The 14,577-nt window shown below is 52.0% G+C and carries 11 protein-coding genes; 6 read left to right on the top strand and 5 right to left on the bottom strand.

Going from position 1 to position 14,577, the window contains the following annotated elements:
* Nucleotides 1-323 precede the first annotated feature (323 nt).
* Nucleotides 324-1,460, bottom strand: coding sequence for a glycoside hydrolase family 5 protein (locus BUE76_RS16410; RefSeq protein ID WP_073042819.1), 1,137 nt, complete (start codon nt 1,458-1,460; stop codon nt 324-326).
* A gap of 163 nt (nt 1,461-1,623) precedes the next feature.
* Here BUE76_RS16410 and BUE76_RS16405 point away from each other — a divergent pair, with 163 nt between their 5' ends.
* Both BUE76_RS16405 and BUE76_RS16400 read left to right on the top strand, forming a co-directional pair.
* Complete coding sequence (locus tag BUE76_RS16405; protein ID WP_073042818.1) at nt 1,624-2,103, top strand: RidA family protein; 480 nt, start codon at nt 1,624-1,626, stop codon at nt 2,101-2,103.
* Between the two features lie 44 nt (nt 2,104-2,147).
* Entirely contained in the window at nt 2,148-3,284 is a 1,137-nt protein-coding gene (locus BUE76_RS16400; RefSeq protein WP_073043143.1) for a D-TA family PLP-dependent enzyme, read from the top strand.
* 72 nt (nt 3,285-3,356) lie between these two features.
* On the opposite strand, the gene BUE76_RS16395 is transcribed toward BUE76_RS16400, so the two are convergent.
* Together BUE76_RS16395 and BUE76_RS16390 are read right to left on the bottom strand one after the other, a co-directional pair.
* Nucleotides 3,357-4,004, bottom strand: a complete 648-nt coding sequence (locus tag BUE76_RS16395; RefSeq protein WP_073042816.1) for an OmpA family protein — start codon at nt 4,002-4,004, stop codon at nt 3,357-3,359.
* Nucleotides 4,005-4,030: 26 nt separating this feature from the next.
* Entirely contained in the window at nt 4,031-4,783 is a 753-nt protein-coding gene (locus BUE76_RS16390; RefSeq protein ID WP_216820669.1) for a tetratricopeptide repeat protein, read from the bottom strand.
* 289 nt (nt 4,784-5,072) lie between these two features.
* Here BUE76_RS16390 and BUE76_RS16385 point away from each other — a divergent pair, with 289 nt between their 5' ends.
* Entirely contained in the window at nt 5,073-6,329 is a 1,257-nt protein-coding gene (locus BUE76_RS16385) for a metal-dependent hydrolase family protein (RefSeq protein ID WP_073042814.1), read from the top strand.
* A gap of 62 nt (nt 6,330-6,391) precedes the next feature.
* Here BUE76_RS16385 and BUE76_RS16380 read toward each other — a convergent pair whose 3' ends face one another.
* Together BUE76_RS16380 and BUE76_RS24535 are read right to left on the bottom strand one after the other, a co-directional pair.
* The gene (locus BUE76_RS16380; RefSeq protein ID WP_073042812.1) at nt 6,392-8,389 is read right to left on the bottom strand and encodes a KUP/HAK/KT family potassium transporter; all 1,998 of its coding nucleotides are present in this window, start codon (nt 8,387-8,389) and stop codon (nt 6,392-6,394) included.
* A gap of 193 nt (nt 8,390-8,582) precedes the next feature.
* Complete coding sequence (locus BUE76_RS24535) at nt 8,583-8,729, bottom strand: hypothetical protein (protein WP_158069986.1); 147 nt, start codon at nt 8,727-8,729, stop codon at nt 8,583-8,585.
* Here BUE76_RS24535 and BUE76_RS16375 point away from each other — a divergent pair.
* From BUE76_RS16375 to BUE76_RS16365, 3 genes are all read left to right on the top strand, one after another.
* Nucleotides 8,728-9,417: an HAD family hydrolase gene (locus BUE76_RS16375; RefSeq protein ID WP_073043139.1), complete on the top strand. Its 690-nt coding sequence runs from the start codon at nt 8,728-8,730 to the stop codon at nt 9,415-9,417. The genes BUE76_RS24535 and BUE76_RS16375 overlap by 2 nt on opposite strands.
* Before the next feature lie 366 nt (nt 9,418-9,783).
* The gene (locus tag BUE76_RS16370; RefSeq protein ID WP_073043137.1) at nt 9,784-12,828 is read left to right on the top strand and encodes a SusC/RagA family TonB-linked outer membrane protein; all 3,045 of its coding nucleotides are present in this window, start codon (nt 9,784-9,786) and stop codon (nt 12,826-12,828) included.
* Between the two features lie 24 nt (nt 12,829-12,852).
* Nucleotides 12,853-14,403, top strand: a complete 1,551-nt coding sequence (locus BUE76_RS16365; RefSeq protein ID WP_073042810.1) for a RagB/SusD family nutrient uptake outer membrane protein — start codon at nt 12,853-12,855, stop codon at nt 14,401-14,403.
* Nucleotides 14,404-14,577: the final 174 nt, after the last annotated feature.

Below are 14,577 nucleotides of genomic sequence, written 5' to 3'. Positions count from 1 at the left end.
TCCGGTCTGCAGTGTCTGTCATGCCGAACTTGTTTCGGCATCCCCTTGTGTTTACAGGTACCCTGGAGAAAGCAGGAGATGCTGCGACGTCAGCATGACAGAAGCCTTAGACATTGTCATCCCGAACTTGTTTCGGCATCCCCTTGTACACCCAGGTGCTCCGAATAAACCAGGCCATGCCGGTATGCGTTGGCATGGCCTAACCCTAAAACACTGTCAAGCTACACTTGTTTCAACATTCCATTGTAAACGATTCAGCAACAGTAGCTGCCGACACAAAAGCGCTTAAAAACCAGGACCCAAAAACCTTGCTCCAAACCTTCTCAATACTTCCGCAGCAAATCCAGCAGCTTTCGGTCCAGCTTCATGCCCTGGAAGTCTTCATAAGCAACATCGGTGCGGCCGGAGTTGAGCACGCCGAAATCGCCGATAAAGTTCCAGAGGGCAAAGCCAATATTGGCATTCTTCAGGATATCCAGCACATCGCCAAACCAGGCAAGGAACACATCATGTGGCGTTTTGTTCCAGCAGCCACACTCGCCGCAGTGCACACCGGTGCCGCTTTGGGCCAGCTCAATCCAGGGCTGGTAATATTTTTCCAGCATGCCTCTTTCCAGGTTCTGGTTGCCTACCTGTCCCGGCCATTTTGGTTCGGGCAGGGCATCGGGGTTCTTATTGGCCCACGGAGCTTTGTAATGGGAAATAATGCCCGGGAAGTAGCCACGGCAGCTTTGGGCAATGCCCGTTCCTTTTAGTTCCGGGATGACATCATTGCCCACCCGGTTGCCATCTGCGATCACCAGGTGCGCCGGATTGGCCTTCCGGATGGCCGCCGCTGCTGAAAGGGCCACCTTGCGGTACAGTTCGCCGGGCAGTGCCGAAGAAGGCGAATGTTGGTCGTTCATGTCTGCACGCATAGCGGGTTCGTTCAGCAGGTCGAAGCTTACCTGTTTGGCAGAAAGGCCGCGGAAACGTTGGCCCCACATTGCCCAGTGCTGGTAGAAAGCTTCCTGCGCAGCGGCATCTTGCCACAGGTTATATGGTTCTACAAATCCCGCATTGATACAGTAGCCTGGTGCCCGGTGCAGGTTGATACTGGCATGAATGCCCTGCTTATTAGCCAGGTACACCAGTTGCTCAATTTCGTTGATGCGGGCCTCATCAAACTGCAGTACTTCATCGGGGTGAATGGGGCGGCTGCGGTCAAATTTAAGATAGTAAGGGTAGGCTATTGGGATGCGCACAAAATCAAAACCCCAGTCCTGCATCCATTTAAGATGGTCTGCCGTGGTGGGTTTTGCCCTGGTGGTAGGTGTCGGCATGAAAAAGTCGAGCAGGTTGAATCCTTTCCACCGGGGTAGCGGGTTCTTGGGGGGTGTGGCCGCAAGTGTTGGTACACCCTGGAGCAGGAGCCCGGCAGCCAGCAGTCCCGTATTTTTTATAAAAGCGTTCCGGTTCATATGGCATCAGTTTGCAGGTAAGTTAAGCCAGTAAGGCCTGGATTGAAAAGAATGACCGATTGCTTTTTGTCCTGTTGCTCCATATTGGAAAAATGCCCCAACCCTATGGCCCTGCCAGTACTGATCCGTTATTTCTCCCTTTTAAGCACCTAACTTTAGCCTTATGGAACAACTGAGCCCTGAACAAAGACTCCAAGCACTGGGACTGGTTTTGCCCCCACCACCCCCGCCCCTGGGTGTGTACAAACCCTGCCTTGTAGACGGCAATTATGTGTACGTGTCGGGGCATGGCACATTGCAAAGCGATGGCAGCTATATCATCGGCCGGGTGGGTTATAATATGGATAAAGACGTTGCCCAGATGGCTGCCCGGCAGGTAGGTCTGGCTATTCTGTCCACACTACGCCAGCACCTGGGCAGCCTCGACAAAATTGAACAGGTAATTAAAGTTTTGGGAATGGTGGCCGCCGAGCCCCACTTTGAAGAACATCCCTTTGTGATCAATGGCTGCAGCGAGTTATTTGCCCAGGTATGGGGGCCCGACATGGGTGTGGGTGTGCGCAGCGCCATTGGCGTAGGTTCGCTACCGGGAAATATACCCGTAGAGATCGAAGCCCTCTTCCGCCTGCGTGCCGGTGCCTGATGAGGCATGGTCTTTTACCCTTTTCCAAAACCAACGAAAGCATTATGCCAACAACCGATTCTGCCGCAACGGCTACCCAATGGTATGTATTTGATGGGATAGCCCAAACCGATACGCCCGCCCTGGTGGTGTATGCCGACCGGGTAAAAGAAAATATTCAAAAGGCCTTAGAACTGGTGGGCGACCCCGAAAGGCTGCGGCCGCATTTTAAGACCAGCAAGTGTGCCGCCATTTGTTCTTTATTTCTACAGGCAGGCATTACCCGTTTTAAATGCGCTACCGTTGCCGAAGCCGAATTGCTGGCCATGAACGGTGCACCCGATGTGTTGCTGGCCTACCAGCCCGTAGGGCCCAAGGTAGAAAGGCTGCTGGCCCTGGTGGATAAATATCCCAGCACCCGTTTTTCCTGCCTGGTAGACCATGCCGTTCCGGCTAAGGCTATTGCTGCGGCAGCGGTACATTTGGCCACAACCGTTGGGGTTTATATCGACATCAACCCCGGAATGAACCGCAGCGGCATCCTTCCTGGTGGACAGGCCGTGGACCTTTACGAAACCTGCAGCCACCTGAAAGGATTGGAAGTGTTGGGGCTTCATGTTTACGACGGCCACATCACCCAATTTAACCTCCTGGAGCGTAAGGCAGCCTGCGACGCAGCCTTTGCACCCATTGAGCAGCTGCGCCGCGACCTGGTAGCACGTGGCTTTGCCTTGCCGGCAATGATTTCAGGCGGTACGCCCACGCTGTCTATACATGCCCAGTACCCTGACCGGGAGTGCAGCCCGGGTACCTTTATATACTGGGATGCAGCTTATGGCGATGCTTTTCCCGACCTGCCCTTTGCACCGGCGGCCTTGGTGCTCACCCGGGTGGTGTCGATGCCCACACCCAGCAGCCTTACCCTGGACCTGGGCCATAAAGCCATTGCTTCCGAAAATGATTTGCTGCACCGCTTCCAATTGCTGAATGCACCCGACGCGCTGCCCATCATGCATTCCGAAGAGCATGTGGTGGTGCGCCTTTCCGAAGGCCACGGTTTTGCCATTGGCGATGTGCTGTTTGCCCTGCCTTACCATATATGCCCAACGGTGGCGCTGCACCAGCAGGCAACCGTTGTGGAGGATGGCAGGCTTTGGGGCTGGTGGCCCACCGGTGCCCGCGACCGGGAGCTTACGGTGTAGTATAAATGAAGAGGAGGCGCCTTGGTAAGATTACCTGGCACCTCCTGGTTCAACACACTCCCTATCTGCAATTTATAATTGCCCTTGCTGGGCCTGCTGCTTCATGGTGTCGTTGGCAATAATGCCCAACTCCACCCGTCGGTTTTTCTGGCGGTTGGTTTCGTTGTCATTGGGATATTTGGGCTGGGCTTCACCATAACCCTTCTGCGTAATGCGGCTGCCATTGATGCCTTTGGATACCAGGAAGTCGGCTACGGCCTTTGCCCTTTTTTCCGAAAGCGTTTGGTTGTAATCGTCCTTGCCGGTATCATCGGTATGCCCTTCGATGACAATATTGGTTTCGGGGTATTTTACAAAAACCTCGGCAGCGCTTGCCAGATCGGCTTTGTATGATTCACTGATGGATGCCGAATTAACTGCAAACATCAACCCCGACTCAAAGGTCATATTGATGCCTTCGCCCACCCTTTGTACCTGGGCAGTGGGTATGGCCTGTTGCAGCTCTCTGGCCTGGTTATCCATCTTTTTACCAATCAGGTTGCCTGCTGCGCCGCCTATGGCGGCACCTGCCAGTATGCCCCATATGCTGCCTTTCCCTACGAGGGCTCCTGCGGCGGCACCACCCGCAGCGCCGATCATGGTACCTTTCTGTTGTTTGTTCATGGTGGCGCAACCTGTCAATAAGGAAAAAGTAAAAAGGGCTACAAGTATCTTTTGCATATGCTGTTTTATTAGTTGAACAGAATCTATTTGCACACCATGGCGGCGAACATATCCTTTCTCATATCCTTTAATCCAAGCGAAAGCGCCTTGGTGAGTTCGCGGCAAACCTGCTCTTTTTCAGTAGCCGTCATTTTGCTGCGCAGTTCCTGGGTATTGTTGGTGCCGTATTTAGCCTGTACCATCTTCATCCGGGCATTGCTGCGGATCACATACATGTCCATGTCGGTTCGGCCCATTTCTACGGCTTTGTCATACTGGGCAAAGGCTGCTTCGTAGTGTTGGCCAGCCATCAGTAAATCGCCTTTCTGAATGTAGAAATCAGGGTTGGCGGCATCAAGAGCAATGGCTTTGTCGAGGTAAAAGGCAGCACTGTCTGGTTCGTTGAGCTGGCGTTGGTGCACCAGGGACATCAGGGCATAGTTCCGGGCCTTGGTCCTGGTATCCAGGTTCTTTTCCGTCAAGTCCATAACATTTGCAAGGCTGGCTTTGGAGGCAGCTACATCACCCATCTTGTTTTGTGCATAGGCTTTCTGGAAATAGCCGCCAAGACTCTTGTTTTTTGATAGCTTCAGCGCGGCATCACTTGCAGCAATGGCTTCCTCGTACCGGCCCAATCCATTGAGCGCTTCAGCTTTGCCGGTATACACAAGTTCCCTGGCGTCCCTGGTTTTACACGACTGCTCCATTTGGGTATAACCCTCCAGTGCCTGCTGGAACTTCTTTTCCTGCAACAGTGCTGTTGCCGCATTAACCAGCTCACGGCACTGTTTGCCCATGGTAAAGGTTTGGGTAAAACCACAAAAGCCGGCGATCAACAAGCAGGTTAGCAGCATAACCTGTTTACAGGATAAAAAGAAGGGCTTCATTTGCTGGTAAATTGGTTGGGAAGGCGGGGAGCTCGTTCGGACCTGCAACATAGAAACACCGGGAAGCACCTCCAAGAATTACACATGCGGGTTGTTGATTTATTTCAGGAAACAACAAAGTGCCGGAAGGGAGAATTTTTGGAACAGCGCCTTTGATGTTTGATTTAGTAATTCCAAACAAGCCCTTTAAATTGCCTGCATGAAGCAATGCTTTGTTTTACTCTTCTTAATCATTGGTTTAGCTGTTGCTGCCCAAGGCGATTCTTTGATCCTGCTGCGCCCCGAAAGGGTATTTGACGGCGAACAGATGCATACCGGTTGGGTGGTATTGGTGGAAGGCAACCGGATTTCCGCTGCAGGACCTATGAGCTTTAAACTGCCCGCCAATACCCGCATTGTCAATTTGCCGGGTGCTACGCTGTTGCCGGGTTTTATCGAAGGCCATTCCCATCTTTTACTGCATCCTTACAACGAGGTAAGCTGGAACGACCAGGTGCTGCGTGAAAGCCGTGCCGAGCGGACTGCCCGTGCCGTAAACCATGCCCGCGCTACCCTGGAAGCTGGTTTTACCACCGTTCGCGACCTGGGTTCCGAGGGCGCGGGCTACGATGATGTGGGCTTGAAACAGGCTATTGAAAAAGGCGTAATTGCCGGTCCCCGGATGATTGTGGCTACCCGCGCCATCGTGGCCAAAGGCAGCTACGGCCCCAATCTGCACAATGCCGATATTGAGGTGCCGCAAGGTGCTGCCGAAGTAAGTGGACTGGAAAGCATGGCCGCTGAAGTGCGCACACAGATAGGCAAAGGCGCCGACCTGATAAAGCTGTATGCTGATTACCGCTGGGGCCGTGACGGACAGTCGGCACCCACCTTTAGCGTGGAAGAAATCGCGCTGGCATCTGCCATAGCCGGCGCCAGTGGACGCCAAACCGTGGCACATGCCCATACCGTGGAAGGGATGCGCCGCGCCATTCTTGGCGGGGTACGAACCATCGAACATGGTGATGAGGGGAATGCCGAAATTTTTAAACTGATGAAGGAAAAGGGTGTAGCGCTCTGTGCAACCCTGGCTGCAGGCGATGCCCTGTTGAAATATGGCGGCTGGAAAAAAGGGGTAGACCCCGAGCCCGCCCGCATTGCGGCTAAAAGAAAAAGCTTTCAGGCGGCCCTTGCCAGTGGTGTTGCCATTGTAATGGGCGGCGATGTAGGGGTGTATACCCATGGCACCAATGCCCGTGAAATGGAATTGATGGTGGATTATGGCATGAAACCGCTGGATGTTTTGCGGAGTGCTACTTCAGTAAACGCGGATGTTTTTGGCTATGCCGATCGTATTGGCCGCATCCGCAAGGGTCTGCTTGCCGACCTGGTAGCCGTGGAAGACGACCCTGCGGCAGATATACGTAATTGCAGGAAAGTATTGCTGGTAGTAAAAGATGGTAAGATCGTACGATAAAACGCCACTCCAGATAAATTAAAAGCCCGGATGGATCATCCGGGCTTTTAAGTACTTGCTGCTTAAGCTATTTGTTCCATTTCCTCACCCCTGTAGGTGCGTCGGAGTTTGATATTGGTAACCGGCGCCACTACCAGCGGGAACTTCTCTACCACAACATTACTGGTATCCAGTCCAAAGTTGCGTTCTTCGGAAAGCGAGATGTCCTTCAGCATAAAGTGGGCACGCATTACCAGTCGCTCAAAGAAGGGCAGGTCGTTGTCCTGGCTCAGGTATTTTTCCATTACCACAAAAGAGAAATCGCCAACCACGTTGCGGCGCTCCAGGCTTTCGTAGCGGCTGGTGATGTTTACTTCTTTATTATTTACCAGGTCTTCTACCACCTTGCGGAACAGCAGGTCGATGCGGGGTTGCACCCGGAAGCCCAACCTGAATTCCACGCGGATGATATCGTTGGGAATTACATGCTCTACCTGGTATTCAGTAGTATAAGGTTCGTCCAAAGTATGTACGTGGATGAACCAGTAGATATCGGCACGCTTGGGTTTTTTGTTCAGGATCGAGTAGATGATCTTATGCTCGATCTCGTTGTGGTTGTCGGCTGAGGTAAGGTAAACCAGGTGGGTAGCGTACTTGGGCACCGAACGGTCGTTGCTCAACTCCTGGATCTTGGGCACATAGTTTTCCAGGCGTACAAACTCCACGTAGCGGTTCTTGATCTTGCGGGCACGGAACCACACGTACATGATGCCAAACAGGATGCCGCCAACAATCAGGGTTACATAACCACCGTGCGGAAACTTCTCCAGGTTGGCCACCATAAAAGCAGCTTCAATAGCGAGGTACCCGATGAGGAAAAGCCAAACAAACGGAGCCTTGGTGCGGTGCATCACCAGGAAGTTGGTAAACAGGATGGTGGTAGCCATCATACACATGGTGATGGCCAGGCCATAGGCCGCTTCCATATTGGTAGCTTTCTGGAAGTACAGCACAATGCCGCAGCAACCCAGGAAAAGCATGGCATTGATACCCGGCACATACAACTGTCCCCGTGCTTCAGACGGGTACTTGATCTTCATTTTGGGCCACAGATTGAGGCGGATGGCTTCTGATATAAGGGTAAACGAACCCGATATCAGGGCCTGGCTGGCAATGATGGCGGCCGTAGTGGCGATGGCAATACCTGCCAGCAGGAACCATTTGGGCATGATGCCGTAAAAAGGGTTGAAGCCGCTTTCAATCAGGTCGCCGGTAATGAGTGCGCCGTGATGGTGGGAGAGGAGCCAGGCACCCTGACCAAGGTAGTTGAGGATGAGGCAGGTTTTTACAAACACCCACGACACCCGGATATTGCCGCGGCCGCAGTGACCCAGGTCGCTGTACAGCGCTTCGGCACCCGTGGTACACAAAAACACGCCACCCAGCAGCCAGAAGCCCTTGGGATAATTGATCAGCAGGTTGATGCCATACCAGGGATTAAAAGCTTTAAAGACAGCCAAATCGTCGAAGATGTGCGACAGCCCAAGCACCGCCAGCATACCAAACCAGATACCCATTACAGGCCCGAAAAGGCGGCCGATGCTGTGGGTGCCAAACTGCTGCATAAAAAACAGGGCAGCGATGATGCCCAGCACAATACCCACAATGGTATGGTCGGAGATGCTATGCAGCAGCGGGATGTTGCGCAAACCTTCAATGGCCGATGTAACCGAAATGGGCGGTGTGATCATGCCATCGGCCAGCAGGGCGGCACCGCCAATCATTGCCGGAAATACAAGCCAGCGCTCCTTGCGGCGCACCAGTGCATATAATGAAAAAATGCCGCCTTCACCACGGTTGTCCGCCTTGAGGGTCAGCATTACATATTTGATGGTGGTTTGAAGAGTCAGGGTCCAGATCACCAGCGACAGGGCACCGAGGATGAGGGTATCCGTAACCGTTTTGTCCTTGAGAATGGCATTGAGCACGTAAAGCGGAGAAGTGCCAATGTCGCCATAGATGATACCCAGCGCTACCATTAAACCGGCGGCGGATACCTTGTTGTGGGAAGTATGATTCATATAATCGTTGGCAACTCAATGTTCAATTGCCAAAGGCGGAGCAAAGCTATAGCCATTCAGGTATCAATAGTAAAATAATTAGGTAAAACTCCCTGAGGTGTAGCCGTAAAGGTAAAAATCTGATCTAAGTGCCGCCAGGCTTGTTTCTGCGGGCTTCTAGGGGGCTTTGGCGGTAAAAATAATAGGCCAAAGTTTAAAGAATGGTAGGAGCCAGAACGCTCTTTTTTGCAACCGAATAAATTTGCAGCCCCATTTTTGTTACGGGTTTGCCGCTGGCTGCAGTAATTGCAACCGTCAGCCATACGCTTATTGCCCGCTTAGTTTCAAGCCCGCTCATCATGAACAATACATTTAAGGCTTTTCTTTTCGACCTCAATGGTACCATGATCGATGATATGGAATACCACACCCAGGCATGGTACCAGGTGCTTACCGGGCAACTGGGTGCAAGCCTGGATTATGCGGAGGTAAAAAAGGAGATGTATGGCAAAAATGCGGAAGTGCTCCTGCGCATCTTTGGTCCCAACCGGTTTTCACCCGAGGAAATTGAATACCTGTCGGTTGAAAAGGAAAAGCAGTACCAGGCAGCCTTCAAGCCCCATCTGAAACTCATTGAAGGATTGGATGCCTTCCTGGAGCAAGCGCACCAGGCCGGTATCAAAATGGCCATCTGTTCGGCTGCCATTACCGCCAATATCGACTTTGTGATTGACGGGCTGGGCATCCGCCACTATTTCGGAGCCATTGTTAGCGCCGATGATGTGACCACCAGCAAACCGCACCCGGAAACTTTTCTGAAAGGAGCGGAGTTGCTGGGAATGGCACCTGAAGCATGCATTGTTTTTGAAGACGCCCCCAAAGGCGTAGAAGCTGCAGCCAATGCCGGAATGAATGCCGTGGTGCTTACCACCATGCACGCCAGGGAAGAGTTTGCTGCTTACACCAACAGCATCTGTTTTGCCCCAAATTATAACGATCCTGCGCTTAGGACCATCTTTTTTAAAATGCCGCAAACTTTCAACCGCTAGGCTGTAATTTCGGCCCTGTTTTTCAACCCTTCACCCATTTCCCTGGGCACAACGCCCGGCTGCAAACAGCCCCGAATACCATATCACCCTTTTTCTGCAAAGCCAGGCTGGAGCAAGCTTTTGTGCGTTCGTATGCTGAACTGTAGTTCGTTACGAATGCATAAAAGTTGTGTTGCGAAAAAATTTTACGAAAATTTAATAATTGTAAAATTTACACTTAAATTCACACCCCGGAATTTAATAAGTGTATTTAATACATTTATTTATGTGATTTTGGATTTGTGCGGAACAACGATGCTTTTTCAATCCTAACAATAACTACAGTCTATGAGATTGTTTTGCCAAGCGCTGTTTAAATACAGCCTCATGGCGGCCCCAGTGTCGGCATTAATGCTGCATTCCACTGAGGTGCACGCCCAAAACGTTCAGCAAACCTACAAGGGAGTAGTAACCAATGCGAAAGGTGAACCCATAGCGGGCGCCTCCGTAGTGGTGAAAGGTTCCAGAAATGGTACTACCACCGATGCCAATGGTCTGTTTTCCATCAATGCAGCCCCCGGCTCCGTGCTGGTGGTTAGCTCTGTTGGTTTCCAGGTCCAGGAAGGGTCGGTGCGTGATGGCAACCTGGCCTTCCAGCTGGTTGACGGTTCTACCAGCCTCAACGAAGTGGTGGTAATCGGTTATGGTACCCAGCGTAAAAAGGACCTTACCGGTGCCGTTGCTACCGTAAACGTGGCGGAAGCCAAGAAGGTTAGTACCAACGACATTTCCTCGCTGCTGCAAGGCCGCGCTCCCGGTGTTCAGGTTACTTCCGATGGCCAGCCCGGTGCCGCTCCCAGCGTACGCATCCGTGGTTTCAGCACCTTTGGCGGCGCCCAGCCTTTCTATGTTGTAGATGGTGTGCCTGTAGGTACTTCTATCCGCGACTTCAGCCCCAACGACATTGAGTCCATTTCGGTACTGAAAGATGCATCTGCCGCATCTATTTACGGTGCCGCAGCTGCCAACGGTGTGGTGATCATCACCACCAGGCAGGGTAAGAAAAACACGGCTGCTAAAATTGAATACAACGGTTACTACGGTGTAGACAAAGTTTGGCAAACCAAGGACGTAACCAACCGTCAGCAATACCAGACCCTGAACAACGAAGCCCGCGTAAACGCTGGCCGCCCGCTGTTTCCCGCCAACGATCCTTCCAATCCCGGCTATGTAAAGAACATTGATACCGATTGGCAGAACGCAGGCCTGAAAACCGGCAGCCGCCAGAACCACAACGTAAGCGTATTTGGTGGCGGTGCCAACAGCACCTACAATGTATCCCTTGATTATTTCGACAACAAGGGTACATATGCAGGCAATGGTCCTACCTACCAGCGCTACTCTGCCCGTGTAAACACTACGGCTGAAAAAGGCATCTTCAAAATTGGTCAGACGTTTAACTATACCCATTCGCACGAAAACTCGCTGACCTTCCGCGACGATATCCTCCTGGGTGGTATTCCGCCTATGATTGTATCGCTGGTGTCGGCCATTCCTACCATGCCCGTGTACGATGCCACCATGCTCAATGGCTTTGGTGGTTCCAACTCGGAGTTCAATGGTGCCAACTCGCTTAACGCTATTGCGGTGAACAACATATTTACCAACTGGGTAGATGTTGACCGCACTTTTGGTAACGTGTATGGCGAACTGCAGCTGCTGAAGAACAATGCGCACAACCTGCGTTTCCGTTCCAGCGTGAGCTACGACAAAACACAGACCCGCGACTTCTCTTTTGTACCTGTATTCAACCTGGGTAAATTTTTCAGTACCGACCGTGCCCGCCTGGACGACAACACCCGTACGTTCACCAACTCGGCTATTGAAAACACCTTCAACTACGACCTGAACCTGGGTAAGCACAGTGTGCAGGCCCTGTTGGGACAGTCGTACCGCCAGAACAATACTTTGATCCGCAACGGCCACGCCGAAGGTTTCACTACACCCTATGTAATGACCCTTGCTAACGGTCAGACTACTTCTGCCAATGGTTACGAGTATATCGCAACCCTCAGTTCTTATTTTGGCCGTGTGAACTATTCTTATGGCGACAAGTACCTGTTCTCCGGTACCCTGCGTCGTGATGGTTCTTCGCGTTTTGCCCCCAACAACCGTTATGGTAATTTCCCTGCCGGTTCTATTGGCTGGAAGATCAGCAACGAGGATTTCTGGAACCTGCCCCGCAACCTTGTATCGTCCTTGAAACTACGTGCATCTTATGGTGTACTGGGTAACGACAAGATTGCCGACTACCAATACCAGGGTGTACTCAACACAGGCGTAGTGTATGCGTTTAATGGTACCCGCTATGTTGGTGGTTCGCAAACACTGGTGGCATCTCCCGGTATAAAATGGGAAGAAAAGGCCATTGCCAACTTTGGTTTCGATGGTACTTTCCTGAACAACAAACTGGACTTCTCTGCTGAATACTACAATGCTAAGAGCTCCGATATCCTGGTAAACGTTCCCATTCCTTTGTCTACCGGTTATATCAATACTGCGCCTGTAGTAAATGCTGCAACCCTGTCCAACAAAGGCTTCGAGTTTTCTGCCACTTACCACAAAACCGGTGGTGCATTCACTTACGACGTGTCTGCTAACCTGTCTACTGTTAAGAACAAGGTACTGAGCCTGGGTGGCAACAACGAGCCCCTGTATGGCGTAGGTGCCCGCACCGTTGTAGGGGGTGAAATTGGCGAACACTACGGCTTTGTATACGAAGGTATCTTCCAGAACCAGGCTGAGATCAACGCACATGCCAAGCAGTTTGGCGCTGTGCTGGCTCCTGGTGATGTGAAGTACAAAGACATCAGCGGTCCCAACGGCAAACCCGATGGTATTGTAGATGAAACTTTCGACCGCGTATCGCTGGGTAGCGCTATTCCCCGTTACAACTATGGCCTCAACCTCTCGGGTGCTTACAAGAGCTTCGACTTCTCTGTATTTGCATCGGGTAGCGCCAAGTTCAAAGTGCTGAGCCGCATGTACCGCGATCTGCACCACTCTGCCGGTTCGCTCAACTACAGCACCGACATGATGAACCGTTGGACCCCCACCAACACCAACACCGACATCCCCCGTTTGAACGATGCCGATGTAAACAACTTCAAGGACTCTGATCGTCCCAACTGGTTGCAGGATGGTTCTTTCCTGCGCATCAACACCCTGTCTGTTGGTTATACCCTGCCCACTAACCTGGTAAAAGGTGTATCCAAAGCCCGCGTGTACCTCACTGCGCAGAACCTGTACTCTTTCCAGAAGTACTATGGTTACAACCCCGACTTTACTTCGGGTGTGCTGAACCCCGGTTTTGATTTCGGTTCTTACCCCAAGCCCCGCACCTTCATGTTTGGTGTGCAGGTAGGTTTTTAATCTAAAAACATCGAGCAAATTCTCATGAAAAAGTCTATATACATCATTGGCGCTTGCTGCCTGTTGACGATGGGTTGTGACAAAAAGCTGGATCAGGTGGATCCCAACAACCTCACAAACGAAGGCTACTATACAACTAAAGAACAGGCTTACGGAGCGGTTACCGCCATCTACAACGGCCTGATCACGGATGGCACTTACCAGCGTTCGCTGCCCGGTTTGCAGGACAGCCGCGGTGACGACTTTGCCGGTGACAGCCCCTGGGGCGACCTGGAGCTTACCGGTCAATTCATCATCCCCACCACTTCGGGTCCTGTTGAGTGGATCTGGCGCGACCTGTATATTGTTGTAAACCGTGCAAACCAGGCACTTGAAAATGTAGGCAAATACAGCAACGATGTGCTGCCCGCAGCTGAAAAAGATCGCCTGATAGGCCAGGCGCATTTCCTGCGTGGTTTTGCTTACTTCACATTGGCCACCAACTTCAAAACGGTTCCGGTGATCACCAGCTCTGCACAGAGTGCAAGTGATTTTTATCCTGCCACCGCTTCTGAAGAAACCCTGTGGAACCAGATCTACACCGACCTGGCTGCCGCACAGGCCAAGCTCCCTGTTTCTTACGCTAATGTTACCGGCCTCGACGCTGGCCAGAAAGGCCGTGCTACAAAGGGCGCAGCAACAGGCCTGCTGGGTAAAGCATACCTGTATCGTAAAGATTACAACAAGGCCGCTGCCGAACTGGCGAAGTTCTTCTCCGGTGACCTGCTGAACGTGTACTCACTGATGCCGAACTATGCCGACAACTTCAAGGACGTGAATGAGAACAACGCGGAGTCGCTGTTCGAAATTCAGTTCGACAAAACTGGTGGTACTGTAATGAACTGGACGGGCAATCCCAGCACCCAGTGGCGCACTGCTGAAGCTTTCTCCATCACCTATGGTATGGAAGGCGCAGGCTTCTCCGACTACCTGCCTACAACCTGGATCTACAATGAGTTCAAACAGGAGCGCACTACCGCCAACAAACTGGATCCCCGGTTGCTGGCAACCATTGCTTCTTACGAACCCACTGAAAACAGCACCCAGGCCTATGGCCGTGCATGGTTCAACCCTCAGAACAAGATCTATCCCCGTAAGTATACCTACGATGGTCAGGGTGTAGCTGCCGAAGTTGTGGAAGGTGGTATCAACTACCGCATCCTCCGCTTTGCCGACGTTCTGCTGATGTATGCTGAAGCTTTGAACGAACTGAACCGCACTGCTGAAGCTTACCCCTTCATCCAGCGTGTACGCAGCCGTGCCGGTCTGCCCGACCTGGCTACCACCAAGCCCGGTTTGAGCCAGGCAGCCATGCGCAACCAGATTGCCCATGAGCGTGCCCTGGAATTCTCAATCGAAGGACAGCGTATTCACGACATCATCCGTTGGGGTTGGTTGTACGACGCAGCCAAACTCGCCGAGCTGAAGGCGCATGACAAGGACTTCAATACCTGGACTCCCGGTAACGAATACCTGCCCATCCCGCAGCGCGAACTGGATGTAAACAAAAACCTGAAGCCCAACCCGGCCAACTAATCAGATATATCAATAATGACAAGTTCCTGTTCACCGAAAAGTGGCGGGAACTTGTCGTTTTATGGAAGGATTAAAGTTTAGGTGCTATTAGCTTGCAACCTGGAACGGTTTCCTATAGGGTGACCACAGACCACAGACCACAGACGACTGACGACAACATGTAGTCTCATCAGC

This window comes from Cnuella takakiae, from assembly GCF_001953305.1.
Lineage (GTDB): Bacteria > Bacteroidota > Bacteroidia > Chitinophagales > Chitinophagaceae > Flavisolibacter > Flavisolibacter takakiae.
Note: the sequence above shows the minus strand (reverse complement) of the source record. Positions and strands in the feature narration are given on the sequence as shown.